Origin of the sequence: Streptomyces sp. NPDC086989 (assembly GCF_044745505.1) — a bacterium.
Lineage (GTDB): Bacteria > Actinomycetota > Actinomycetes > Streptomycetales > Streptomycetaceae > Streptomyces.
The window spans coordinates 134,859-158,467 of record NZ_JBIVAL010000008.1; the positions used below are offsets into that span (position 1 = coordinate 134,859).

The window sequence follows — 23,609 nt, forward strand, 5'->3', positions numbered from 1 at the left end:
GTGACGCGGCGGGCGGCGCAGGAACCTGCGCCGCCCGCCGCGTCGCGGGTGTGACCGGAGTCCGTCCGCGCCGGGAAGGTGGTCCCGGCGCGGACGGGCCGGCGGTGCGGGGTGTTACCGGGTGGCGGTGGCGCTGAGGTCGGTCGGCGCGGTGAGCGTGCCGGGAACCGGACGCCAGGCGGTCCAGTCGCCTACGGTGGTGTCGAGGGTCGTGCTCTGGACCGTGCCGGCGGCGCCGATGGCGTAGACGCTGATGTTGCCGGCGGCGGAGGTGCTCGAAAGGCGGGTCAGTCCGCTGCCGCCGATCCTGGTCCAGGACGGCTGGAAGGCGCCGGCGAGATAGTCGCCCGCCTGGCTGTAGAGGGCGCCGTCGGAACCGATGACCTGGATCTGGACCGTGGCACCGGCGCGGGCGACCGTGATGTCCTTGGCGCCGGTGAAGCCGCCGGGGATGTCCCCCCAGTTGTTCCAGGTGTTGCTGCGGGTGTCGAGGTCGCGGCCGTAGACCTTGCCGCCCGCGATGCCGTAGAGGCGTACGTACGGGCCCGCCTTCACGGAGGTGAGGCCGGTCAGCCCGGTGAATCCCGGGACGGCGGTCCAGTGGGTGTTCCACCGGCCGGCGTTGTAGTCGCCGACCTGCGTGTGGAGGTCGCCGTTGGATCCCACGATCTGCACGTACAGCACGTTGTCGATCATCGTGGCGGAGACGTCCTTGACGCCTGCCGCGCCACCCGGCACCTCGGTCCAGCTGCCCCAGACGCTGGTGGAGGGGTTGTACTCACGGTCGTAGACTCGGCCGCCGGCGACACCGACATAGCGGATCGTGCTGCCCGTGTCGACGCTGGTCAGGTTGGTGACCGCGAGCCCGCCGACGGTGTCCCACCGGGGCGCGAAAACACCGGTGGCCAGGGCGCCGTTCTGGATGGCCAGCGCGTTGGGCGCGGTCGCCGCCAGCGTCACCCTGGAAGGTGCGGCCAGGATCGCGGCGGACACGTCGGTGGTGCCGGAGATGCCGCCCCTGAGTTCCTGGAACGCGCTCCAGATACCGGTACCGGTGTCGAGCCGGGCGTTTTCGACCCGGCCGCCGGCGTCGGTCGCGTAGAGCTCGACGGCGTTGCCCGAGGGAGCGCTGGTGACGTTCGTCAGACCGGTGCCGCCGACCCTGCTCCACGCGTCGTTCCAACGGCCGGCGTCGTAATTGCCGAACTGGGTCCACACGGCGCCGTCACCGCCGACGATATGCACCTGGACGTTGTTGCCGATCATGCTGGAGGCAATGTCCTTGACGCCGCTGGCGTTGCCGGGAACCTCGCCCCAGCGCGTCCAACTGCCGTCGCGGGTGTCGAAGTCGCGACCGTAGACGCGTCCGTCGCCGACGGCCTGTACGCGCACGATGGGGCCGGCGGGCGCGCTGGTGACGCGCGTCAGCCCCGACGCTCCGACCGCGGTCCACAGGGCGTTCCAGCGGCCGGCCCGGTAGTCGGCGACCTGCGAGTAGAGGTTGCCGTCGGCGCCGACGATCTGCACGTGGACGCTGGCTCCGACCAGAGAGGCGGCGATGTCCTTGGCGCCGGCGGCGCCACCGGGCACCTCGCCCCAGCCGGACCACCTGCCGTTCGATGCCAGGTGGAGATCCTGGCCGTAGACCCGGCCGTCGACGATCGCGTAGGCGCGCACCACGTCGCCGTCGCGGACGGTGACCACGCGGGACACGTCCTTGCCGTCGACCTTGGCCCAGGACTGGCCGTACTCCCCGTAGCCGAGGTCCCCGAACTGGGACCACATCGCTCCACCGCCACCGGCCAGCAGGGACACCTGGCCGCCGGTGCGCGGAGCGGTGATCGTCTCGATCCACGCCATGAGGTTGTCGGTGCGGGCGGAAATGGCGCCGGTACGGGTTTCGCCGGGATCGGTGCCGAGGCAACCGCCTTGCCAGGAACGGCTGTTGACACCGACGAGTTCGCCGGCCGAGTTGAAGAGGGGGCCGCCGGTGTCGCCCTTGCAGAGGGCGTCGGTGCCCTTGCCCGTGAGGGAAAGGGTGGCCCCGTCGGACGTGTTCAGCGTGAACGCTCCGGTATGGGGCTTGCCGGGTACCCAGTCGGTCCTCGTCCTTCCGAAGCCCGCCGCGGTCACATCGGCGCCCGCCGCCGGAGCCGTCGCGGCGAACTTGGCGGTGGGGACGCCGACGGCCGGGGTGGCGAGGCGGGCGAGGAGCAGGTCCCGGTCGGCGGCGCCGGCGGAGACTTCGACGATCTCGCGGCTCTGGCCGTCGCTCAACGTCGCGGTCGCCTTCAGTGCGGGCTTTCCGGCCGGGACCGCCACGCCGGGAGTGGCGGAGAAGCAGCTTGCCGAGGTCAGGACCCAGCGCGGGTCGACCAGTGTCGCGGTGCAGCCGCGACCGTTCACTTCGTCGCCGAGTGCCAGCCGCACGAGGGAGGCGTACGGTCCGGCGGGGGCTTCCGGGCCGGTGACGGCCCGGGCGGTGCCGGCGGTGACCAGACCCGCGGCGACCGCGGCCGCCGTCAGCGCGAGGCCGGCCCGCGCCGAGCGGGGGTGGAGAACTGACATGCGGAGCATCCTTAAGCAGCAGGATCAGGTTCGGGGTGCGCGGGGCGCGCGCGAAGGGCGGGCCCGGCTCGTCGGCCCTGACGCCCACGGCGGCGGCGGCCCCGTGACCGGGATCGCGGAGCCGCTGCCGTCGCGGGAACGGGGAGTCGGATCAGCTGTGCAGGGTGGCCGTGATGGCGAGCGCGCCGGGGGCCCCGGGCAGACCCTCCAGGGGCACGGTCGCGGGAGCGCCCCAGGTGCGATCGGTGTGACGGGTGATGTGGACGACCCTGCCGTCATCGGTGGTGACGGCGAGCTGGAGTTCACCGTTGACGGCTGCGGTGGACAGGGCCTTGGCGTTGATGCCGCCGAGGTAGGGCTTCAGGTCTCCGAACGGGCTCCACGTACCGTCGAAGTTGCGGAGCGAGTGGTACTGGTGCGCGCCGTTGTCGGTGGCCACGGTGAAGTGCGTCCCGTCGTCGGCACCGGCCATGCCGATGGCGGTGATGGGTCCGGTGCCGCTTGCGGCCTGGGCCACGTTGCCCCAGCCCAGCCAGTTCCCATTGGTCCGGCGGATGCTGTGGTAGGGCTTGCCGCCGCTGACGAGACCGACCTGGAGCTCGCCGCGGACGCTGGCGGTCGCGGCGGCGGTGACGTTGCCGAGGGATCCGCTGCTGATGTCCCGGAAGGGGGTCCAGTTGCCCGTCGCGTCGCGTACGGTGTGAAAGGCCTTTCCGTCGGCGACGGCCACGACGTGGAGGTCGTAGCCGATGGAGACGGCTGAGACCTGGGTGAGGTTGCCGAGGGTGCTGGCCGCGGCGAAGACGTCTCCGAACCGGCCCCAGGTGCCGTCCGCCTTGCGGATGGTGTGGAAGAGGCCGCCGCTGGTGCTGATGGCCAGGACGTGCGTGTCGCCGTTGATGCCGGCAGCGGCGGAGCTGCGGATCCCGCCCAGGCCGTTGACCTTGGACTGGACGTCGGTGAACCCGGTCCACGAGCCGTCGGGCAGGCGAATGCCCTGGTAGAGGCTGCCACCGGACTGGACGAGAGCCTCGGTCTGCCATCCCCGAGTTGTCGCACGGTATCCGTCGATCCACTCACGCAGGTCGTCGACGCGGGCTGCGATCGCGCCGGTGCGGGTTTCGGCGGGATCGCCGGCGTAACAACCACCCTGCCAGGAACGGCTGTTGACGCCGACAAGCTCGCCGGCAGCATTCAGCAGCGGACCGCCCGTATCGCCCTTGCACAGGGAGTCGGTGCCCTTGCCGGTGATGGTGAGGCCGGTGGCATCCGCGGCGTTCACGGTGAACGAACCGGTGTGGAGCTTGCCGGGCACCCACTCGGTCCTGGTCCGCCCGAACCCGGCCGCCGTGACATCGGCGCCGGTCACCGGTGCCGCGCCGGCGCGCTTGACGCTTGCGGGGGCGGCTGCGGGGGTGGCCAGGCGGGCGAGGATGACATCGCGGTCGGCGCGCGGGGCGATCTCGGTGATCTCGACGGTCTTGCCGTCACCGAGGGTCGCCGAAGCCTTCAGCGCCGGCTTGCCGGCGGGCACCGTCGTACCCGGGGTGGCCGCGAAGCAACTGGCTGCGGTCAGGATCCAGTTGGCGTCGATCAGCGTGCCGGTGCAGCCACGGCTGTTGGCCTCGTCGCCGATGACCAGCTTCGCGGCGAAGGCGTACTGGCCGGCGGGCGCCTCGGGGCCCACGACGGCCTGAGCCGGGCCGGCGGATACGAGGCCCGCGGCGACGGCCGTGGCGGTGGCGGTGACGAGCAGGCCCGTCACTCGTGAAGGGAGGAGACGCGTTTCAGGCATGGTCTTCTTTCAGAGCAGGAAAAGTGAGCCGACACGTCGGCAGTGAGTGTGCTTTCTGTTCGACGCGCGAGGGTGCGACCCTGCAGGGGCTACTTGGAAGTCCTGATCTCCAGAAGCATGAAATCGCGGCCCTGGTCGTCCGCGGTCTCGCCCACAGCGGTCCAGGCGTTCTTGTCCACGGTGAACGTCTTTTCCTCGGTTCCGGCCGACATGTTGACCTGGGCGGCGTAGTTGTTCCCCTTGACTCCGAAGACCGACGGGATCTCCAGGCTCAGATATCCCTTGTCCCCGGTGACCCGGAAGCAGACCTTTTCGTTCTTGTGGGAGAACACCTCCATCAGTTCGGGCGCACCCGTGCACTCGGCGAGGAGGATGTGACCGTCGCCGCTCTTCAGCTTGATCTTCTTCTCCGCGAGGATTTTATCGGCGTTCGGATAGGCGAAGTCCTCGATGGCGTACCCCGGGCCCTCGTCGGCGATCGACTTCGTCGCGATGCCTTCCGTACCGACCTGGCCGGTCACGCCGCCGACGACAGCGGCCCAGGCCAGAGCACCCGCGCCCACAGCCGCGCCGACGATCCGCAGGATAGCGCTACGTGCCTTCATGTTCATCCTTAGTGTCGAATCCAGGTGATTCTCGAACGCGCCCACATGCGCGGCGATGGAAAGTCGCCAGGTCATTGAATTGGTGTGCACATGGTTTTGTGCACACCTCAGGGCATGGCTGATAAACGCAGTCGAAAGGGGAATGCGACGGCGTTTTGCAGTGGCTGGCGATCTCCTGAATGAAACCAAGCCATTCGCCATCCAGCCAAGCGAATAAATGGGGCGTTCAGGTAGATATCGCCCATCAGGGGCGTGACTTGCGCCACTTCGCACAATGGTTGTGGCGGTTTTGCGAAAACATGAGGGTGAGATTCAGCCATCTTTCGGCGGTAGTGCCGGTTGAGCTGAAGCCAGGTGTGTTCCGGGCGTGTGTCCTGCTTAAGGTCAGTTCACCGCCGTCCCGGTGAGATTTCCCGGGCGTGATTTGACCTCGGCCTCGAGGAATCAAAATCAGAGAGGTTCTTCCGTGCAGGAAACGTTTTGGAGCCGACGCCGGTTCGCCACCGCCGTCGCGGCGGGCGCAGCCGCCGCTTCCACACCCTGGCTGTTCACCACGCCCGTACGGGCCGCCACGGCCACCGCCACCGCCACCGGCGCCGGCCCGGCCGGCGACGCCCTGGCCCTCCCGGACACGGAGCGCGCCAAGGCCGTCAAGGCATGGATCCTGGGCGGACGTTCGGTCAAGGAGGCGGCCGCCTACGCGCTGAGCGGCACCGACCAGGAGATCACGGCCTTCCTCGCCGAGGAGCTGCCGAAGGCGACCCGGATCGACAACCGCGTCGCCGCCTTCACCTACCTGGGCTACGGAGGCAAGAGCGTCCGAAGGGACGTCAGCGCAGCCCTCAGCGGTGGGGACGAGGCGATATCCACGTTCGTGAAGGACGGGTTCCGCCCCTCGGTCACCGAGGACATGCGGGTCTCCACCCTCAGCGTCATGGCCAACGGCGGAAAGAGCGTCAAGCGGGACGGCAACGCCGCGCTGAGCGCCGGCACCGACCAGGCGCTGGAGCAGTTCCTGCTCACCGGCCAGTACGACGCCAGGCTGGAGGACATGCGGGTGGACATCATCCGCAGCCTCGCCACGGCCGGCCCGGAGCTCAAGAAGTACGCGAACCGGGCCTTGAGCGGCACCGCGGACGACGTGCAGTGGTACCTGGACACCGGCCAGCACATCGCACGGGCCCGCGACCAGGAGTCCGCGACCATTGGCCAGTTGGTAGCCATCGTCGTGCGCGAGAGCGCGCGGGCCCGGGAGCAGACGGACCTTGCCGTTGAAGCCTCCGAGCGTGCGACGACCGCCGCGAGCAAGGCCAAGGAGAAGGCCGAAACGGCTGCGGCCGAGGCCGAGAAGGCGAAGGACGACGTCCGCAGGTCCGCCGAGGCGGCCCGCCAGGCCGCCACCGCCGCCGGAGGCGCCGCGTCCGCCGCCCGCACCGCCATCGCCGCCTCGTCCGCCGCGGTCCAGGCCTCGCAGCGGGCGTCCTGGGCGGCCACGGCAGCCTCCCAGGCGGCGGCCGCTGCCGGATCGGCCGCCACCCGCGCCTACAACGCGGCGATCGCCGCGTCGAAGGACGCCTCGAAGACCAACGAGGCGAAGAACGCCGCCGTCGCCGCCCGCGATGCCGCCGCGAAGGCGTACTCCGCGGCCAAGGCCGCTGATGACGCCGCCGTCGCCTCGGAGCAGTCGGCCAAGGCCGGTCTGGCCTCCGCGGACGCCGCGCGCGACGCCGCAGCCGCCGCGCGGGCGTCCGCCCAGGCGGCCGAGGCCTCCGGCGTCGCCCAAGGCGAGGCGGCCGAGGCCAGGCGCCAGGCCGACATCGCCTCCAGTGCCGCCAATCAGGCGACCAACGCCGCTTCCACCGCCCAGGCGCTCGCTTCGACCGCCGCACGGGCCGCACGTACGGCCAACAGCGCGGCCAAGTCCGCCGCCGGGCACGCGGAGCGGGCCGCCGACGCCGCGGAGGAAGCCGTCAAGTATGCCGGTCAGGCCATCGACTTCGCCAACAAGTCGACCGCTTACGCTGACGAGGCGGTCAAGGCGGCCAACGTCGCGACGAAGGCCGTCGAGGACGCGATCGCGGTGGAGAAGAACGCCCGCGCCGCCGAGGCGGCCACCCTGGAGGCCGACAAGCTGCAAGGCATGAAGGAAGCGGCGCAACTCGCCCAGGTGGACAAGAGCGAACGCGCGGCCGCCCTGAACAAGCGCACCCAGGCGCAGCAGACCGCCCAGGCCACCAAGGACCTCCTGGCCAAGGCGGAGCAGGCGCTCGGCCACGACGACCTCGCCGTAGCCGCCACCCTCGGCCGCCGGGCAGCCGTCGCACTGCTGGACTCCCGGGGGACCTGGACCCGCCAGGCCGCCCGTTTCGCACTCGCCGGATCCGACGAGGACGTCTTCTCCTGGATCGACCTCGACCGGCAGCTCGCCGAGTCCCAGGACGATCGCGAGACCATCCTCTTCATCGCCCAGGTCGCCGAGCCGGCCGTCGCGAAGGCGGCCGTTCAGGCCCTTGCCGGCGGCATCCCCGCGGAAGGGGACTTCAACACCTCCGGCGTCATCAGGTCACGTGCCGAGGACAACAGGGTCAACATCCTCAAGATCCTGCACGAGAAGCCCGGAAGCGCCGTCACCAAAGCCGCCAACGACGCGCTCAACGCCAACACCCCCGAAGCCCTCCAGAAGTTCTTCGACGAGGACCTGGCCAAGGCCGTCGAACAGGACGACGCCGTCTCCACCATCAAGGTGGCGGCCACCGGGGACCTGTACTCCAAGGCCTATGCCGAGGTCGCCCTGGAGGGCCCCGCCTGGATGCGCCGGCGCTTCGTGCAGTCCGTCCAGCACCGGGCCGCCCAGCTCGACTACGACTCCCTCAGCCACGCCGCCGCCATGCAGGCGACCATCGCGGCAGCGGCCAGGATCGCCCAGGAGGCTCAGCGGGACGCGGCACTCGCCTCCCAGGTCGCGGCAGTGGCCCGGGATGCCGGAGCCAAGGCCCAGGAGTGGGCGCAGAAGGCGCTGGACTCGGCGAAACTGGCCGACGGCTACAAGGACCAGGCCCGTCAGCACGCGGACGCGGCGGACAAGTCCGCCGCCGATGCCCAGGCTTCCGCGAACAAGGCCAAGGACGCCGCCACCACCGCCCAGAGCGCCTCCCGCGCGGCGAACCTCTCGGCCAACCGTGCCATCGACGCGGCCCGCAGCGCACTGGCCTCCGCCTACAGTGCCCAAGCCTCCGCCGCCAACGCCCACCAGGCCGAACTCGCCGCGGGCCGGGACGCCAAGGCGGCTGCCGCGGCCGCCGCCGAGGCACGCCAGATCGCCGCGGACAAGCGGACCGCGGAGGTGAAGGAAGCCGCGCGCCTCGCCGCCGAGCAGGCGCAGAAGGACCGGGACGCGAACCGCAACCCCTCCGACACGCCGGCCAATGACACGGTCAACCCCAAGGGGACGCAGCCGGGGAAGGACGAATGGTGGAACGACGCCAAATGGTGGGCTGACAGCGCCGACAAGGTCAGCACGGCTGCCGGGCTGCTGGCGACCGGCTTCGCCGTCTCGTGCGTGTTCTTCCCGGCGGCACCCGTTCTCGGCAGCATCGCCGCGGTCTGCCTCGGCGTCTCCGTCGTCGCCGCCGGCGTCAGCGCCATCGCCACGGGAATCGAATACGGCTTCACCAGCGGTGAGTTCGTATCGTCCGCCGGTCGTACGGCGCTGGGTCTCGTCACCCGCGGCGGCGGACGCGTCGCCACCACGGTGGCCAAGCCGGTCATCCGCACGGTGGAAAAGGCCACCAAGTCCGTATCCAAGGTGCTCTTCGACCTCGTCGCCTGACGGCTGATCCCTCACCGATTCCCCCTCGCCGGCCGTGTGCCGGCGCATTCGCCCCGGTGCTGCCCGGGACGACTTCCCACAGAGAGAAGACATGAATTCAGCACGCAGGAGACGAATACTCCCCGGCCTCCTCCTCGCATTGAGCCTCATGGCGACCGGCACCGCCGCCGCCGACGGCCAGGGCCACGCCCCTGGCGCCGCAGGCAAGGTGTCGGCGGAGGAGGCCCCCGCCCGCACGGCGGGCGGCATCGACGCGAACCGTCCGACCGGTGTTCCCGCCCCCACCAAGACCCGTCCCGCCACGATGGACTCCCAGGAGAACTGCGAGCCCACGCCCGCCGGCTCCCGCGAGCGCAAGGCGGGTGCCGTGCGGGCATGTGTCACCACGAGCGCCACGCCGGTGACCCAGGTCGGGCGGAAGTTCCTCGCCGCTGCCGCCGCGCCGGCGGCGGCAGCGGCTGCCGTTCCCGACCCGGGTAGCTGCTCCATCACCACCCCCGGGACGTGGTGGTACGGCCGCTTCGGGTACTGCGTGTACAGCCTGACGGTGCTCTACACGCTCAAGGACGGCAACGGCAACGTGGTAGGCACCGGAACGCTGAACGTTTCGAGCAGTGCCGTCCTGCCCGACAAGGGCACGAAGTGGAAAGAGAAGATCTCGGTCACGATGACCGGCGCGACCGGGGCCGTCACGATCCTGAACGTGAAGTTCAGGGCTGAGTGCTCGGCGGGCTGCAAGGTCACCACCGCGGCCCCGTGGTACACGAAGGGCGCCCTGATCCCGGGGCAGCTCATCAGCGGCGACGTGGCCTACGAATCCACCCCGGCGGCCGGCACGGCAGTCGACTTCACGACGTCGTACAAGATGTACGTGACCTCGCCCGGCGCCCAGATCACGGACCCGAGCGCCTCCTGGAGCAACCCGGAGAAGATCCGCTGCGACGACGCCGTCCGGGACACGGCCACCGCCGGCACGCCCGATCCCGGCTGCGTCGTGCCCAGCGTCATGCCGGTCGTCAGGATGAGCGACCAGCAGGCCCCGTCCGGCGCGGGGGCCGCGGCGGCCGGCTACCTGTGGGCCCAGAGCAACCTCGCCGGCTGGGGGCGAGACAAGCCGCTGACCCGGGCAAAAGGCGACATAGCCGGCCGGACGGCCCGGACCTGCGGGACCTTCCAGGCCCGGACGGACTTGGTTGCGGGCGACAGCTGCGGCGAGTTCCCCCTCGGGGTCACCCGTGAAGGCGGCATCGACGGCGCTCAGTGCGCCGAGGTCCTTCCCCGGCACAGCACCCGCGGGGGATGGGTCACCGACGTCCTGGACGGCGGCACGGGCAGCCCCTGCGCCCGCGCTCACGTCCCGCTCGCGGACAAGCAGGCCGGCGACGGTCAGCTCTCCGACGGCTTCACGAACCAGCGAGTCCTGGACGGCGACCAGTTCAAGCTGGACATCAGCGGTTCGACCGCCGAGCCCCAGGCCGTCTGCCTCCAGAACGCTCCGGCCGGGCACGTGCCTTCCGGCAACGGATGGATCAAGAACACCACCGAACCGGTCCCGCACGTCAACAAGACCGTTCCACTGAGCCCGGCCGGGTTCCGGGCGACCCAGGCGCAGGCCTGCCTGGGCACCACGACCGTCGAGGGCAGTCCGGCAGAGGGAGACATCACCGGCTGGCAGGACGCGCAGGAGTTCGCCCGCAGCCACCCGCCCGTGGCCGGGCTCGCCCGGTGCCATCTGATCGCCAACGTCCTCGGAGGACCCGGTGAGAAGAAGGACAATGGACCGGTCAATCTCGTTCCCTGCTGGCAGGCCGGAATGAACACCGGAACGCCGAGCATGCGGACCTACGAGGCCATGACCCAGAAGTCGGTGAAGCCCGTGAAGGACGGCGGCATCCTGGGCCCGAACGATGCGGTCTTCTACCAGACGACGCCCGACTACCTGGACAGCACCAGCACCATTCCCCGGGGAGTCTGGATGAGCGCTAGGGTCGAGCGGTCGGACGGCACGTCGCAGCCGCTGTTCCCCGACATCTACGTACCCAACACCCAGAAGAACACCGGACTGCTGAACCTAGGAAACTAACCCGCTCAACGTGCGCCATCGGGAGCCAGCATGAGACGTACCACCCCGCCGCGGCCTTTCGACGTCACCGCGGTCTTCCCTGACCTGGCCCCGCTGGCGCGCCCGGCGATCCGGTTGCATCCCCGCCCCGGGTCTGCGACCCCGCATGACAGTTCGGTCGGCGGGCCACTGCTGTGGCCCGCCGGCGAACCGTGGCCGTACTGCCCCGAGTCGCACGAATGGCACGACCCGCGGACCGACGAGTGGCACGAAGGCCCGAACGCCATGCTGCCCGTGGCCCAGCTGTACGTGCGCGACGTACCCCTGCTGCGGCCGCCCGGGCAGGCGGACCTGCTCCAGATGCTGTGGTGTCCGTTCGAGCACGAGCCGGACTACAAGCCGCCGACCGTGCTGTTCTGGCGATCAGCCGCGGAGGTCACCGACATCCTCACTGCGCCCCCCGAGACGTGTGCCGTCGAGCACGACGAGTACGTGCCCGAGCCGTGCGTCCTCGCGCCGGAACAGATCACCGAATACCCCCATCCCATGCAGTTGAGCAATGAGTTGCAGCGGCAGCTGGAGGACTGGAGCACGTGGCAGGCAGCCAGTGCCGGTGTGGACAGCTCCTACGCTCCCTATCCGGACGCGTTCTACAAGGAGGAGCTGTCCATCGCCCCCGGCTGGAAGGTCGGTGGCTGGCCCCCGTGGGGTCTCACCGATCCCATCGCCCGGTTCTGCGCCGTCTGCGGCGCCGAAATGGCCCCGCTGCTGACCGTCCCCTCGAAGGAATGGCACTCCCGCCACCTCGGTTGGGTGCCGTACGAGGACCAGGCCATCGCCGCGGTCGACCACTCCGGCGTGGTGAACTCGCCCAGGATCCAGGTCTCCGGCGGCAACCACCTGCAGCTCTACGTGTGCCCGGAGTCCCCGGACCATCCGCACACCGACCTGATCCAGTGAGGCCACCGCGCGCCGGCAGACCGGCTGGAGTCACAGGCTCGTGAGGAGGTCGTCGAGGGGGGCCGGTACCTGTCCGGGGTCGAGCGCCTCGGTGAGGAGGCGGCCGTAGCGGATCTTGCGGCCCTTCTTCGTGCCGAGGAAACGCCGCAACTGCTCCTGTCGGGACCGGCCGTGCTGGGCGGGCTGGCGGAGGAACGTCCGCCAGGCGCGGAAATCGCCTTCCGCCCCGACGATCTCCTCGACCTCCGCGGTGCCCAGCGCGCGGATCAGCTCGTCCTCGAGGTCCCGCAGGCAGACGAAGAAGCCGTGGTCCGGCGCCCCCGCCCGCCGCAGTCCGCGCTCGTAGAACGGCTGCTCGCGCTCGTCGCACAGCCCCGCCAGGCGCAGCCCGAGGCCGGGCGGCCCGAGGAGAGCCGCGTAGCGGCCGATGTTCATCGCCCCGCCCATCGGTACGACGCACACGCCCTCGGAGGGCAGGTCCCGGCCCCGCCGCCCTGCCAGCGCGTCCACGGCGGCGAGGTCGCTCGGCCCTTCGAGCAGCACCGCCGTGCGCACGCCCATGCGTACGGCCAGCTCACGGGCCGGCTCCTCCGGGCCTCCCGTCGCCCAGTCGCCGATCGCGTCTCGCAGTGCCTGCGTGTCACCGTCCCCCATGAGGGCGAGTCTGCACGTCCGTGGAGGTTGGGGCACGCGATATTCGGCGCCCCCGCCCGAGCCCGGCCGGCCGCCCGCCAGGACGGGGCGGCCGGCCCGCAGCTCAGTCCTGGTACACCACGATGAACGCACCGCAGGGATGGGAGCCCGACCGGCCCGCCGTCTCCACGAGGGCGCGGCGCAGCTCGTGCAGGTGAGTGGCGGCGAGTTGGAGCGGAGGCTCGTCCGGCTGGTGGGTGGTACCCCGCGGGTAGTCCTTGTCCGGTTGCGTGGTCATCTCGATGTGGCAGCCGAGGACGTGGGTGATCGGGCGGCTCGCGCAGAAGTCGACGAGCCGGTCCACCGTCTCGGCGTAGGCCGCCCGGTCCTCCACGTAGAGCCGCCCGGGGTAGAGCGAGTCACCGGTCAGCAGCAGACCCGTGTGCCGGTCGTAGAAGACCAGGCCGGCGGCCTGGTGGCCGGGGCCGGGGACGAGGTCGAGGACACGTCCGCCCAGGTCGAGCTCGCCGATGCGGTGCGGCCAGTCGTCGAGCCCGAAGTGGGCCGTGACCTCGTCCAACCCCGGGCCGACGATCGTGGTCTGCGGTCTGTCGGCGAACTGTCCGTCGCCCGCGACGTGGTCGCCGTGGCCATGGGTGTGGGCGACCGTCAGCCCGTACCGTGCGCGGGGATTGTGCAGCAGCCAGTCCTCGATCAGGGCGTCGACGGTCGCGCGCAGCGGGAAGTGGGCGGGGTCGGCGGTGGCGCCGGTGTCGATCAGGAGCGCCCGCTCGTTGCCGAAGAGCAGGAAGAGGAACGGCGCCTCGTAGTGCACCGACTTGTTCTGGCGCAGGATCACCGTGTTCGCGGTGTACGCGTGGACCTGGATCTCGGGGGCGGGATCGTGTTTGGGGGACGGCCAGCCCGCGTGCCACACGGCATCCAGGCTGCCGGGGACCGGGGCGTCGGCGAGGAAATCGATCACGACCCCAACCTACCGCCGCCGTCCTCGGCCGGACACGTCCCGGTGTGCCTTCCAACAGTTCCCGCACCACGTGGTCAACACGGAGCCGGCGAACGGACCGGCCCGCGGTGGAACTTCCTTTCCTGCGTGTTGCGGATCCCTGTGGCAACTGTGTCGTCTGTGTCGGCGCGTTACGGAGTCTTGTCCTTCCCGTGAAGACACGGGCGGCGAATCCGGCATGACCGGCCGAACCGCCATTTGTGCCCCGTGACATGTCCACGGCTTGCTGAGAGTCTCCCTCCCCATCAAGGCATTCCTCCTTGCAGAGGTGGACGGCGATCCCGTCCAACTCCCCACGACTCTCTGGAGAAACCGAATGTTCTCGCTTTCCCCCGCAGGCAGCAGGGCACGCCGCCTCGCCCTCGTGTCCGGCGCAGCCGTCCTCACCGGCACCCTGCTCGCCGCCGGCGCCTCCGGTGCATCAGCAGGTCCCGTTCCGGAGCGTGTCGACAGCACCTCCGTCGCGGCCACCGCCCTGTCGCTCGGCCTCGGCGGCGAGGAGCAGCTTGTCGTCAAGGACGTCATCAAGGACGCCGACGGCACGGTCCACACCCGCTACGAGCGCACCTATGCCGGTCTTCCGGTCCTCGGCGGCGACCTCGTCGTCCACCGCGGCGCCGACGGCGCCGTCAAGGACGTCACCAAGGCCACCGAGTACGACATCAAGGTCGCCTCGGTCACGCCGAAGCTGAGCCCGAGCGCCGCCCATTCCGCTGCGGTCCAGGCCGCGGAGGCCGCGAACACCACGGGTGCCGCCACCGGCGATGCACCGCGCAAGGTCATCTGGGCCGTGGGCGGCAAGCCCGTCCTCGCCTACGAGACCGTCGTCACCGGCACCCAGCACGACGGTGTCACGCCGAGCCGCCTGCGCGTCATCACCGATGCCAACACCGGCCAGAAGCTGTACGAGATCCAGCTGATCGACGACATAGCCGACGGCATCACCGCCCAGGGCGGATCCGTGGCCGCCAAGCCGGGTGGCGCCCAGGTCGGGGCGGTCGGCTCCGGCGCCAGCCAGTACAGCGGTACCGTCAGCCTCAACACCACCAAGTCGTCGAAGGGTTACGACCTCGTCGACGGCGTGCGCGGCGGATCCAGCACCGTCGACCTCAAGCACCGCACGGGCGGCACGGGCACCGTCTTCTCCGACACGGACAACGCGTGGGGCAACGGCAGTCCCGCCAACAACCAGACCGCCGCCGTGGACGCCGCCTACGGTGCCGCCCAGACCTGGGACTTCTACAAGAACGTCCTGCACCGCAACGGCATCAAGAACGACGGGCGGGCCCCCGTCTCCCGGGTCCACTACGGCAACGCTTACCAGAACGCCTTCTGGGACGACCAGTCCTTCACCATCACCTATGGCGACGGCGCGAGCAACCAGCACCCGCTGACCCAGCTCGACGTGGCCGGCCACGAGTTCAGCCACGGCGTCACCTCCGCCACCGCGAACCTGCAGTACTCCGGCGAGTCCGGCGGCCTGAACGAGGCGACCTCGGACATCTTCGGCACCGCGGTGGAGTGGAACGCGAACAACGCCCAGGACCGGGGCGACTACCTGCTCGGCGAGAAGATCGACATCTTCGGCAACGGCAAGCCGCTGCGCTACCAGGACAAGCCGAGCAAGGACGGCCGCGGTTCGGCCGACTACTGGAGCGCCGGCGTCGGCAACCTCGACGTGCACTACTCCTCCGGCGTCGCCAACCACTTCTTCTACCTGTTGTCCGAGGGCAGTGGCGCGAAGGACATCAACGGCGTGCACTACGACAGCCCGACCGTGGACGGCTCCACCGTCACCGGGATCGGCCGCGACAAGGCGGTTCAGATCTGGTACAAGGCGCTGACCGCGTACTTCACTTCCACCACCGACTACCACGGTGCCCGTGCGGGCACCTTGAAGGCGGCGACCGACCTTTACGGCGCGAACAGTGCCGAAGTCAAGGCGGTGGACGCCGCCTGGGCCGGCGTGAACGTCAAGCCCTGACCCCTGAACCCGGGCCCTGAACCCGGGCCCCTGAACCCGGGCCCCTGAACCCGCGCAGCGCCGCACCGGTGTGAAACCGGTGCGGCGCTGCCGCGCTGCGCCCAGACGGCTCAGGCGTGTAAGAAATTCGGCGGTGCGGTCGTGGCCTCGATCGCCCTGAACATCGCCGTCGCGATCGCCTCGCCCGGCGAGGCCGGCGCCCAGGACCAGCGCGACAAGGAGATCGCCCACTCGCGCACCACACCCGGACCCGTCAGGAGGCCCGGGCGGACCCGGCGAGGTCGCGTAGTCCACGATCACCGACGGGCCGACGGGAGTCACGAAGCGCTCGAACGGCCCGGTACGGCTGGCATCTGCGCGCCCGGTCCGCGGGGTGGGTCAGGCTGCCGGTGCCAGCCGAGTGGCGGGTGGAGCGAGGGCGGGAGCACCGTCCGGGACGGGTACTGCGGCGAAGATCGCGTCCTGCTGGTCCTGCAGCTCCTTCTTGCGTGCGGGGCTGGTCGACGGCAGCCGCTGCTCCTCGTACAGCTTGTGCGTCTCCTCCTGCGCGAACTTGCTCGCCGGAGTGTGGAACTGCACCTCGAACAGCTGCCGCGAACCGGGCGCTCGCCAGCCCGTGTTGAGTCCCCTGTAGCCCTTCTCGCGACCCCAGGTGTTGGACCACTTGGTGGTGTCGTCGCCCCAGGCGGACAGCACCTCCGAGGCGATGGTGACGCCGGTGACGTAGCGGTCTTCCGGCCACTGGAGGGTGTAGCGCACCGCGTCACTCAGGCGTGCCAGGACGTCGTCGGTGTTGCGTTCCGGATGCTCCTTGAGGTCCGTGGCGACTTTCCGCTTGAGCGAGTCGGGAGACTTGAGGCGGTAGTCGAAGCCGACGAGTTCGGCCTGGCTGAGATCGGCGGCAGCCTGCACATCGCGGCTGATCGAGGGCTCCGCCGCGCGGGCACGCGCAAGGTACGCGTCGACCTTGCGGTTGTCCGCGGAGTTGAGGCACAGGCCGTCGCGCTTCCAGCCGTCCGGGTCGTCGTCGCACAGTCGGGCACCGGCACCGGCACCGGCACCGCTGAGCATGGTGGTGGAGTGCTTGCCCGTCGTGCCGGAGGGGGTGGCGGCGTGAGCGGTGAGCCCGGTGGTGGCCGTGGCCAGGGCGAGAGCGGCGGCCAGTACGGCGGCCGCCCGGCCCGGGTGGTGCGTGCTCATACGGCTGAAGTGTCCTTCTCTGGGTGCGTGGCACCGCCTGCACCGCATGAACGGGGCGGGCGGTGATCGTCGCAGGACACAACGGGAGAAAGGCCGGAGAAGTACCGGGAGAAATCCCGGACACGGGGCATTGGCGTGATGGCGCCGCTCGGTGGCGGCATCGTGCGGTTACGTGACCGCGGCGGCGGCTGTCTGGTTGCCGACGGAGGTGACGAGGCCGGCTCCCATGGTGCGGAGCTGGTTGAAGTGGAGAGGGCCAGGCCGCCGGCGGCGAGTTCGCGGGTACCGATGAGACCCGTCATCACCGTGTCGGTGGTGGTCAGGGCCGCCTGCGCCAGCTCGTCGCCGCCTACACCGACACGGTCAACCTGCTGGACGCGGGCCGGCTCACGGGCAGCGGCCCCACTGCAGAGCTGGTACCCGGCTGCTGAGGGCGCCGCCAGGGTGGCGCGGGAGGGCAGCCGTCAGGTGCGGGAGGGCAGCCGTCAGGTGCGGGAGGCGCGGCGGGAGCGCAGGATTTCCAGGCCGACCGGGATCAGGGACACGGCGGCGATGACGGCGATGATCGGCAGCAGGTAGTGGTCGACGTCCGGAACGGAGGCGCCGAGGGCGTATCCGGCCAGCACCAGGCCGACGGTCCACAGCAGGCCACCCAGTACCTGCCAGAGGGTGAACGTGCGCGCCGGGACGTTCAGAACCCCGGCGAGCGGGTTGAGTACGGTCCGCACGATGGGCAGGAAGCGGGCCAGGACGATGGCCTTCGCGTACCCGTAGCGTTCGAGGATCTCCGCCGCCCGGGCGGCGCCTTCGCCGACCTTGCGGGACTTCGTCCGGCTGAGGAACGCGGGCCCGGCCTTCCGGCCCAGCAGATACCCGGTCTGCGCGCCGACGAGGGCGCCGCCCGCGGAGGCGAGGAGGACCCAGGGCAGGGACAGGTGCCCCGGAGAGGTCCCCGAGCCTGCGCACAGCAGTCCGGCCGTGAACAGCAACGAGTCCCCGGGCAGGAAGAAGCCGACGAGCAGGCCCGTCTCGGCGAACAGGACGACCGCGATGCCGATCGTTCCGAACGTGGCGAGGAGGGACTGGGCGTCGAGCAGGTTCACGGCGAGGTGCACGGTCGGCGGTGTGGCGAGCTGGGCGAAGGGCATCGGCGCAGTCCCATCGATAATGGAGGTCGGGGTGAGGCTCACCGCCGCGGGCAAGAGGCTGCCGGATCGCGCGGGTGTCGTCCACCCTCTCTTGTCTACAAGACAGTAGTCCGTCTACCTCACTGTAGACGATCTCTTCGAGGGGAAGGTCCCATGACGGACAGCGCGAGCGAACGCCGGCCGGCGGGTGAGCTGGAGTCCAGCGTCCTGGCGGCATTGTGGGCGGCGGGAAAACCGCAGTCCGCGGCCCAGGTGCGAGCCGCGATACCGCAGCCGCTGGCCCGGACCACGGTGGCGACGCTGCTCGCCCGGCTGCAGGAGAAGGGCGTCGTCGACCGGAAACCGGGCGGGCGGGGCTTCCTGTACTTCCCGATGGAGGACGCGCACGGCCTCACCGCCCGCCGGATGCACCGTGAGCTCGACCAGGACGGCGACCGCAGTGTCGTACTGGCGCGGTTCGTCGCAGGGCTCAGTGAGGACGACGAGGCGGAGCTCAGGCGCCTGCTGGAGGGAGGCGATCGGTGATCGCCCTGCTGCTCGTCCCCCTCGTGCTGCCCTGGGTCCTTCCGCCGCTCGCCCGGCGCGTGGTCTCCCGGGTGAGGCCGGACGTCGCGCTGTGGACGATCACCACCGCCGCCGGCGCGCTCGCCGTCGGGGTCGTGGCGTGCCTGGGCGTCCTGCTGCTGCCCCTCGCTCTGACGGTCCCGTCCGTGGCCGCCCTCGTGCACCTGGTCCGGCCGCTCCCAGCGGGTCCGGCCCCGCTGGCCCTCGGAGTGTCCGCGTTGTCCGCGGGGATCGTCGCCGTGACCGGCGTCGCCGTGGTCCGGCAGGGACGGTCCGAGGTGGCGCGCCTGCGCAGTGCCCATGGCGATGTCGCCCACCTTCCGCAGGTCGCGGGGGTGTGCGTACTGGATGATCCTCGCCCGGACGCCTACGCGCTGCCCGGACTGACGGGCACGGGCCGGGTCGTGGTGACCAGTGGCATGCTGCGCTCCCTGGACCCGCACGAGCGCGAGGTGCTCCTGGCCCACGAACGCGCTCACCTCGCCTCGCGCCACCACCTCTTCCTCGCCGTCGCCCACCTCGCCGGCTGGTGCCACCCGGCATTGGCGGCGGTCGTCCCGCAGGTGTCGTTCGCCGCCGAACGTGCCGCCGACGAGGCCGCCGCCCGCGCCACCGGCGACCGGTTGCTCGCCGCTCGGGCCGTGGGGCGCGCCGCGCTGGCCACCGCCCGTGTCGGCGGTCGGCCCGGGGGGCCCGTGCTCGCGGCGGCCGCTGTCACCGGGCCCGTGCCCGCCCGGGTGAAGGCCCTGCTCGCACAGGCGCCCGCCCGGCGCATCGCCCCTGCGGTGCTGGCCATGGCCCTGCTGTGCGGCACGGCGGGAGCCTCTTCCCTGGCCGGGGCGGTCTGGCTGCACCGTGGTGTCGAAATCGCCCAGGGGGAACACCCCTCCGACTGACGTCGATGTCCGTGCGATCCCGTCACCTGCCGGCCGTTGCAGGCCCTTCATGGCGTCCGCCGTGTCCCGGAGGTGGTAGTCGCCTCCCGCGGAGAATCCGGTCAGCCGTCGGTGAGGTGGTGGTGGGCCGTCAGAAGGTGACGGGCCCCGGACAGCCGTGGGCCCGCAGGGCCTGGCAGACGTCCCGGCCGAGCCCGTCGGGCGGGCCGACGCGAAGGCGACCGCGTCGGATCCTGCCTCGGCCGGCCGCAGCGCTCGGGCTCCGTTCCGTGCGGGCGCCGGGTCGAAGTCCTCGTCGCGCGTTCCCGCACCCGTACGTCCCGCAGCGTGATCGTCCTCGACGACGAGGATGCGCGGGTGCACGTCAGCCGTCGGCTGCGGGCCGGTCGCGGGTGCGGGACAGGTACGCGAAGGCGAGGAGGGACAGCCAGGCGGTGGCGAAGAGCCAGCTGCCGATGACGTCGGTGAACCAGTGGACCCCGAGGTAGACGCGGGTGAGACCGACCGCCGCACCCCACACCGCGATCCCCGTGACCGCGGCCCGCGACACCCGGGGACCGCGCAGGAACAGAACGGCGATCAGGAGTCCGGCGGTCATCGCGCCGGTGCTCGCATGCCCGGAGGGGAAGGACCAGCCGGCGGCGTGGGTCGCCCAGTCCGCAGCTGCGGGGCGGGGGCGGGCCACCAGCATCATGATCGCGTAGCGCAGGGTCTGACCCGCGCCGAGACACAGGAGCAGCGCGGCGGCGGTGAAGGCCCGCTGCCGGGTGGTGTGGCCGGCGTAGAAACCGGCCAGCACGAGCAGGACGTACGGGAGGAACCCGGTGCCGGTGGAGGTGAGGACGCGGGTGAGAGCCGAGGCGAGCGCCGGGCGGTGCTCCACGGACCAGCGGTGCAGGGTCACATCGGCGGGCAGCGGATGATCGGGGGTGCGTACGACCCACAGCGTCAGCAGGATGAAGAGCACGGTGGCGGCCAGGGCCAGCCAGCCGGCCCGGTGTGCGAGGCGGGCGCGGTTCACGTGGAGGCCGCACGACGGTGGCTGACCGCGAGTTCGGCGGCGGCGTGCACGGAAGCGGCCATGCGGTGGGGCCTTTCGAGGGAGCCGGGCGAAGGCGGCCGGGCGGAACACCCCGGGCGACTCCACCGCCCTGGACGGTCTACTGCACTGTAGACGATGGTGGGGTAAGGATGAGGTCAATGGCCGGGTCACCAGCCGCCCGCAGACCGGCCGGCGGGCTGGGGGCGGTCGTGCTTGCGGCCTGTGGGCCGCGGAGGAGCCCCGGACGGCAGGGCAGGTGCAGCGGAGCCCGCGCTCGTGTCCCGGTCGAGCCCCAGGGGCGAGCGCGTGCTGCGCTGTTGCCGGCGGGCCCGGTTGCGTGCTGCGGGTGCGTGCTGCGGGTGCGTGCGACGGGGAGGCCGCGATGCAGGACGACCCCGGGGCTGACGGCCGCGCGGAGGGCGGCCCCGGCCCGTCCCCGCTGCCGGTGGTCGAGGGCCGGCCCCCGCTCCGAGGAGCCGGAGTCCGCGTGGGTCCGTCCGGGTCGGACGGACCCACGCGGCGGCGGAGACCGCCGTCAGGCGGCGAGTACCCCGGTGCCGAGAAGGCCGAAGAGCAGGACTCCGATGATGATCCGGTAGATGACGAAGGCGTTGAAGGAGTGCTTGGCGACGAACTTCAGCAGCCAGGCGATCGAGGCGTAGGCGACCGCGAAGGAGACCGCGGTGCCGACAGCCAGCGGAACGGTGTCCACGCCGGCGCCGACGGCGTCCTTGAGCTCGTACAGGCCCGCGCCGGTCAGGGCGGGGATGCCCAGGAAGAACGAGAGGCGGGTGGCGGCGACGCGTTCGAGGTCGAGGATGAGTCCGGTCGACATGGTGGCTCCGGAGCGGGAGAAGCCGGGGAAGAGCAAGGCGAGGATCTGTGAACAGCCCACCAGCATGGCGTCCTTGAGGCCGGTGTCGTCCTCTCCCCGCTTGTGGCGGCCCATCTGGTCGGCGGCCCACATCAGGCCGCTGCCGACGATGAGGGAACCTGCGACCACCCACAGGGAGGCCAGGGTGCTCTCGATCAGGGGTTTGGCGGCCAGTCCCACGACGACGATGGGGATGGTGGCGTAGATGACCCACCACGCGAACTTGTAGTCGTGGTGGTACCGCTCCTCGCGGTTGACGAGGCCGCGTCCCCACGCGGTCACGATCCGCACGATGTCCTTGAAGAAGTACACCAGGACCGCGGCGATGGCTCCGACCTGGATGACCGCGGTGAAGGCGACGACGGCCTTGTCATCCACCGGGATGCCCATCAGCCCCTCGGTGATCTTCAGGTGGCCGGTGGAGGAGACCGGCAGGAACTCGGTTACTCCTTCGACGACGCCGAGGACCGCTGCCTGTCCGATGCCGATGGTACTCAATGCGTCCGTCCCTCAGGTTGTCCGATGGGGTGGTGAAGCGTCGACCGGGCCCCGGTAACTGCCGGGGCCGAGCCGGTCACCGCGATGGCGGCGGCGGGGGGCGTGTGAGGAGGAGGGCGGGCGTGGCACACTCGGGGAAGACCCTCATCGTCTACACGCGTGTAGAAGACGAGGGTGACTGTAGAGGATGAGCGAGGAGGCGGCCAACATTGGACGGGCACGACCCCGCCGGTCCCCTGCAAGAAGGGGAGCGCCGCCTGGCCAACGGGCGGCGGGAGGCCGAGGTGCTCGCCGTACTCCGGTCGGCGCCTCTGGCGCTCACGCCCCGGCAGGTGTTGGACCGCATCGGCGGCGACCTGGCCTACAGCACCGTGGTGACGATCCTGACGCGCTTGTACGACAAGGACGTCCTCACCCGTGCCGCGCACGGCCGGGCCTTCGCCTACGCCCCCGCCACGGACGAACAGGGCTTCGCCGCACGGAAGATGCACCGGGCGATGGAGGAGGCGCAGGACCGCGAGGGGGTGCTCATGCGCTTCGTCGACGACCTTTCCAGCGGGGACGAGGCGCTGCTGCGCCGCCTGCTGGGTGACCTGGACGCGGGCCGGTAGGCCGGGCCTGCCGCGCACCCGGCCACCTGCCTCCCGCTGCTCTTCCCGGAGGAGGACCCGGTGGAGCGATGCACAGGAGCGCCAGTGTGTGCCAGCCGGCACTGCTGAACCCGGCGGCGTCACCCGCACCGAACCAGCGCCCCGTCCACGTCCGGCCCCATCTCGAAGCCGAAGGCGAACGGCAGCCGCGCAGGCACTGGGGCATCAGCCTCCGCGGTCCGCGGCGGAGGGTCGTCATCCCCCAGGCGGTACCGGCGTCTGCGCGGGGGAGCCGTGGGTCAGCCTCCCGGCGGATGCGCAGAAGTCGGTGACGCGCAGCGCACGGAACTCGGTGGGGCTGATTCCGTAGGCCTCGCGGAAGGAACGGCTGAAGACCGCCGGCCCGCTGAAGCCCCAGCGGGCGGCTATGGCGCTCACGGGGTGGGCGCTGCGACCGGGGTGGGCGAGGTCGCCACGGCACTGTTCGAGGCGGCGTCGGCGTATCCGGGCGCGGACGCTCTCGCCCCGGTCGTGAAAGAGCTGGTGGAGGGTGCGCACCGATATGTGGTGGTGGGCGGCGACCGCGGACGGATTCAGCTCCGGGTCGCCGAGGTTGTGCTCGATGAAGGCATGGATCCGCTGCACGAGCGCCTGCGTACGGACCTCGGCAGGAAGGTGGTCCTCGGCGTCCAGGTACTGGGCCAGGCAGGCCGTCGCGAGGTCGACGGCGACCGCTCCGAGACGGCGTAGCTCCTCCGGACTGCATTCGGTGCCGTGGTCTTCGAGCGCGTTCATGAAGGATGACAGGATCGCGGCCATGCCCCAGTCGCCCGGGATGCGGCGGGCCAGTACCTGGTCGAGGCGCTGGGTGCGCAGTGGCATGACGGTCCGGGGCAGCAGCAGGATCGTCGCCTGGACCTGGCCGCCCGTGGCGGGCATCTGGTTGTCGGAGGGGCGCGAGGTGTCCCAGAGCATGAGGTCACCTGCTCCGACGGTGCACTCGTTCCGGTGCTGCGACAGCGATGTGGCTCCCTTGCGCAAAAGGGCCAGCTGGTACTGCTCCGGGTCGCCACGCCGGATCATCGCGGCCGTGCGCCGGGAGCGCAGGGGTGACAGGGAGAACTTCGACGCACGGATCTCCCCCAGGTCCAGCACCGCGGCCTCGCCATGGAACTCGGCGGGCCGCTCGCTGCTGAGCGCGGCGGGCATCACCTCGCGCGAGACGATGTCCGAGTACCAGTCGAACCGTTCTCCCGCTGGTACCTCGCCCGTTGACAACACCGACCACATCCAGCGCCCCCTGTCGGATCCCTTCGACCAGACCCAGGATGCAGCGG

General features: G+C 71.0%; 17 protein-coding genes and 1 pseudogene. 7 read left to right on the plus strand and 11 right to left on the minus strand.

The genetic code is table 11. From position 1 onward, the window contains the following. Positions 1-114 precede the first annotated feature (114 nt). The 3 genes from ACIPK4_RS20860 to ACIPK4_RS20870 all read right to left on the minus strand — a co-directional run bounded on the left by ACIPK4_RS20860 (position 115) and on the right by ACIPK4_RS20870 (position 4,968). Positions 115-2,568, minus strand: a complete 2,454-nt coding sequence (locus ACIPK4_RS20860; protein WP_402314664.1) for a trypsin-like serine protease — start codon at positions 2,566-2,568, stop codon at positions 115-117. A 151-nt stretch (positions 2,569-2,719) separates the two neighbouring features. Continuing rightward, complete coding sequence (locus ACIPK4_RS20865) at positions 2,720-4,363, minus strand: S1 family peptidase (RefSeq protein ID WP_402314666.1); 1,644 nt, start codon at positions 4,361-4,363, stop codon at positions 2,720-2,722. Between the two features lie 89 nt (positions 4,364-4,452). Continuing rightward, positions 4,453-4,968, minus strand: coding sequence for a hypothetical protein (locus ACIPK4_RS20870; RefSeq protein ID WP_402314668.1), 516 nt, complete (start codon positions 4,966-4,968; stop codon positions 4,453-4,455). A gap of 466 nt (positions 4,969-5,434) precedes the next feature. Between ACIPK4_RS20870 and ACIPK4_RS20875 the strand changes: the two genes are divergently transcribed. From ACIPK4_RS20875 to ACIPK4_RS20885, 3 genes are all read left to right on the plus strand, one after another. Then, positions 5,435-8,797 carry a hypothetical protein gene (locus tag ACIPK4_RS20875; protein WP_402314670.1) on the plus strand — a complete coding sequence of 1,121 codons (3,363 nt, stop codon included), beginning with the start codon at positions 5,435-5,437 and terminating at the stop codon, positions 8,795-8,797. Positions 8,798-8,945: 148 nt separating this feature from the next. Further along, on the plus strand, positions 8,946-10,880 hold the full coding sequence (locus ACIPK4_RS20880; protein WP_402314672.1) for a DNA/RNA non-specific endonuclease: 1,935 nt from the start codon (positions 8,946-8,948) through the stop codon (positions 10,878-10,880). Positions 10,881-10,910: 30 nt separating this feature from the next. After that, positions 10,911-11,819, plus strand: a complete 909-nt coding sequence (locus tag ACIPK4_RS20885; protein WP_402314674.1) for a hypothetical protein — start codon at positions 10,911-10,913, stop codon at positions 11,817-11,819. Between the two features lie 30 nt (positions 11,820-11,849). Here the strand turns inward: ACIPK4_RS20885 and ACIPK4_RS20890 are convergent, their stop codons facing one another. Together ACIPK4_RS20890 and ACIPK4_RS20895 are read right to left on the minus strand one after the other, a co-directional pair. Then, positions 11,850-12,473 (minus strand): TOPRIM nucleotidyl transferase/hydrolase domain-containing protein, encoded by a 624-nt coding sequence (locus tag ACIPK4_RS20890; protein ID WP_402314676.1) that lies wholly within the window; start codon positions 12,471-12,473, stop codon positions 11,850-11,852. A gap of 103 nt (positions 12,474-12,576) precedes the next feature. Then, complete coding sequence (locus ACIPK4_RS20895) at positions 12,577-13,437, minus strand: MBL fold metallo-hydrolase (protein WP_402314678.1); 861 nt, start codon at positions 13,435-13,437, stop codon at positions 12,577-12,579. A 355-nt stretch (positions 13,438-13,792) separates the two neighbouring features. Between ACIPK4_RS20895 and ACIPK4_RS20900 the strand changes: the two genes are divergently transcribed. Then, complete coding sequence (locus ACIPK4_RS20900; protein WP_402314680.1) at positions 13,793-15,460, plus strand: M4 family metallopeptidase; 1,668 nt, start codon at positions 13,793-13,795, stop codon at positions 15,458-15,460. Positions 15,461-15,838: 378 nt separating this feature from the next. Here the strand turns inward: ACIPK4_RS20900 and ACIPK4_RS20905 are convergent, their stop codons facing one another. The 3 genes and pseudogenes from ACIPK4_RS20905 to ACIPK4_RS20915 form a co-directional block, all read right to left on the minus strand. After that, entirely contained in the window at positions 15,839-16,660 is an 822-nt protein-coding gene (locus ACIPK4_RS20905) for an ATP nucleotide 3'-pyrophosphokinase (RefSeq protein WP_402314682.1), read from the minus strand. Positions 16,661-16,837: 177 nt separating this feature from the next. Continuing rightward, positions 16,838-16,998, minus strand: a pseudogene (locus tag ACIPK4_RS20910) (MATE family efflux transporter); the annotation flags it as partial. 147 nt (positions 16,999-17,145) lie between these two features. Beyond that, positions 17,146-17,808 (minus strand): DedA family protein, encoded by a 663-nt coding sequence (locus ACIPK4_RS20915; RefSeq protein ID WP_376203503.1) that lies wholly within the window; start codon positions 17,806-17,808, stop codon positions 17,146-17,148. A gap of 153 nt (positions 17,809-17,961) precedes the next feature. Between ACIPK4_RS20915 and ACIPK4_RS20920 the strand changes: the two genes are divergently transcribed. Together ACIPK4_RS20920 and ACIPK4_RS20925 are read left to right on the plus strand one after the other, a co-directional pair. Further along, on the plus strand, positions 17,962-18,333 hold the full coding sequence (locus ACIPK4_RS20920) for a BlaI/MecI/CopY family transcriptional regulator (RefSeq protein WP_402314684.1): 372 nt from the start codon (positions 17,962-17,964) through the stop codon (positions 18,331-18,333). After that, a complete protein-coding gene (locus ACIPK4_RS20925) occupies positions 18,330-19,268 on the plus strand; it encodes a M48 family metalloprotease (protein WP_402314686.1) in 939 nt (312 codons plus the stop codon). Before ACIPK4_RS20920 ends, ACIPK4_RS20925 begins: the two co-directional genes overlap by 4 nt. A gap of 364 nt (positions 19,269-19,632) precedes the next feature. On the opposite strand, the gene ACIPK4_RS20930 is transcribed toward ACIPK4_RS20925, so the two are convergent. Beyond that, on the minus strand, positions 19,633-20,289 hold the full coding sequence (locus ACIPK4_RS20930) for a phosphatase PAP2 family protein (RefSeq protein ID WP_402314688.1): 657 nt from the start codon (positions 20,287-20,289) through the stop codon (positions 19,633-19,635). Positions 20,290-20,845: 556 nt separating this feature from the next. Then, positions 20,846-21,682: an undecaprenyl-diphosphate phosphatase gene (locus ACIPK4_RS20935; RefSeq protein WP_376191761.1), complete on the minus strand. Its 837-nt coding sequence runs from the start codon at positions 21,680-21,682 to the stop codon at positions 20,846-20,848. A gap of 209 nt (positions 21,683-21,891) precedes the next feature. Between ACIPK4_RS20935 and ACIPK4_RS20940 the strand changes: the two genes are divergently transcribed. Next, on the plus strand, positions 21,892-22,293 hold the full coding sequence (locus ACIPK4_RS20940) for a BlaI/MecI/CopY family transcriptional regulator (RefSeq protein ID WP_402314690.1): 402 nt from the start codon (positions 21,892-21,894) through the stop codon (positions 22,291-22,293). Between the two features lie 234 nt (positions 22,294-22,527). Here ACIPK4_RS20940 and ACIPK4_RS20945 read toward each other — a convergent pair whose 3' ends face one another. Beyond that, positions 22,528-23,562: a helix-turn-helix domain-containing protein gene (locus ACIPK4_RS20945; protein WP_402314692.1), complete on the minus strand. Its 1,035-nt coding sequence runs from the start codon at positions 23,560-23,562 to the stop codon at positions 22,528-22,530. Between the last annotated feature and the right edge of the window lie 47 nt (positions 23,563-23,609).

What these genes read in the sequence shown, in the direction of transcription:
- ACIPK4_RS20860 (WP_402314664.1), bottom strand. Translation starts at nt 2,568, where the DNA reads ATGTCAGTTCTCCACCCCCGCTCGGCGCGGGCCGGCCTCGCGCTGACG.
- ACIPK4_RS20880 (WP_402314672.1), top strand. Translation starts at nt 8,946, where the DNA reads ATGGCGACCGGCACCGCCGCCGCCGACGGCCAGGGCCACGCCCCTGGC.
- ACIPK4_RS20865 (WP_402314666.1), bottom strand. Translation starts at nt 4,363, where the DNA reads ATGCCTGAAACGCGTCTCCTCCCTTCACGAGTGACGGGCCTGCTCGTC.
- ACIPK4_RS20870 (WP_402314668.1), bottom strand. Translation starts at nt 4,968, where the DNA reads ATGAAGGCACGTAGCGCTATCCTGCGGATCGTCGGCGCGGCTGTGGGC.
- ACIPK4_RS20885 (WP_402314674.1), top strand. Translation starts at nt 10,911, where the DNA reads ATGAGACGTACCACCCCGCCGCGGCCTTTCGACGTCACCGCGGTCTTC.
- ACIPK4_RS20915 (WP_376203503.1), bottom strand. Translation starts at nt 17,808, where the DNA reads ATGCCCTTCGCCCAGCTCGCCACACCGCCGACCGTGCACCTCGCCGTG.
- ACIPK4_RS20900 (WP_402314680.1), top strand. Translation starts at nt 13,793, where the DNA reads ATGTTCTCGCTTTCCCCCGCAGGCAGCAGGGCACGCCGCCTCGCCCTC.
- ACIPK4_RS20945 (WP_402314692.1), bottom strand. Translation starts at nt 23,562, where the DNA reads ATGTGGTCGGTGTTGTCAACGGGCGAGGTACCAGCGGGAGAACGGTTC.
- ACIPK4_RS20920 (WP_402314684.1), top strand. Translation starts at nt 17,962, where the DNA reads ATGACGGACAGCGCGAGCGAACGCCGGCCGGCGGGTGAGCTGGAGTCC.
- ACIPK4_RS20890 (WP_402314676.1), bottom strand. Translation starts at nt 12,473, where the DNA reads ATGGGGGACGGTGACACGCAGGCACTGCGAGACGCGATCGGCGACTGG.
- ACIPK4_RS20905 (WP_402314682.1), bottom strand. Translation starts at nt 16,660, where the DNA reads ATGAGCACGCACCACCCGGGCCGGGCGGCCGCCGTACTGGCCGCCGCT.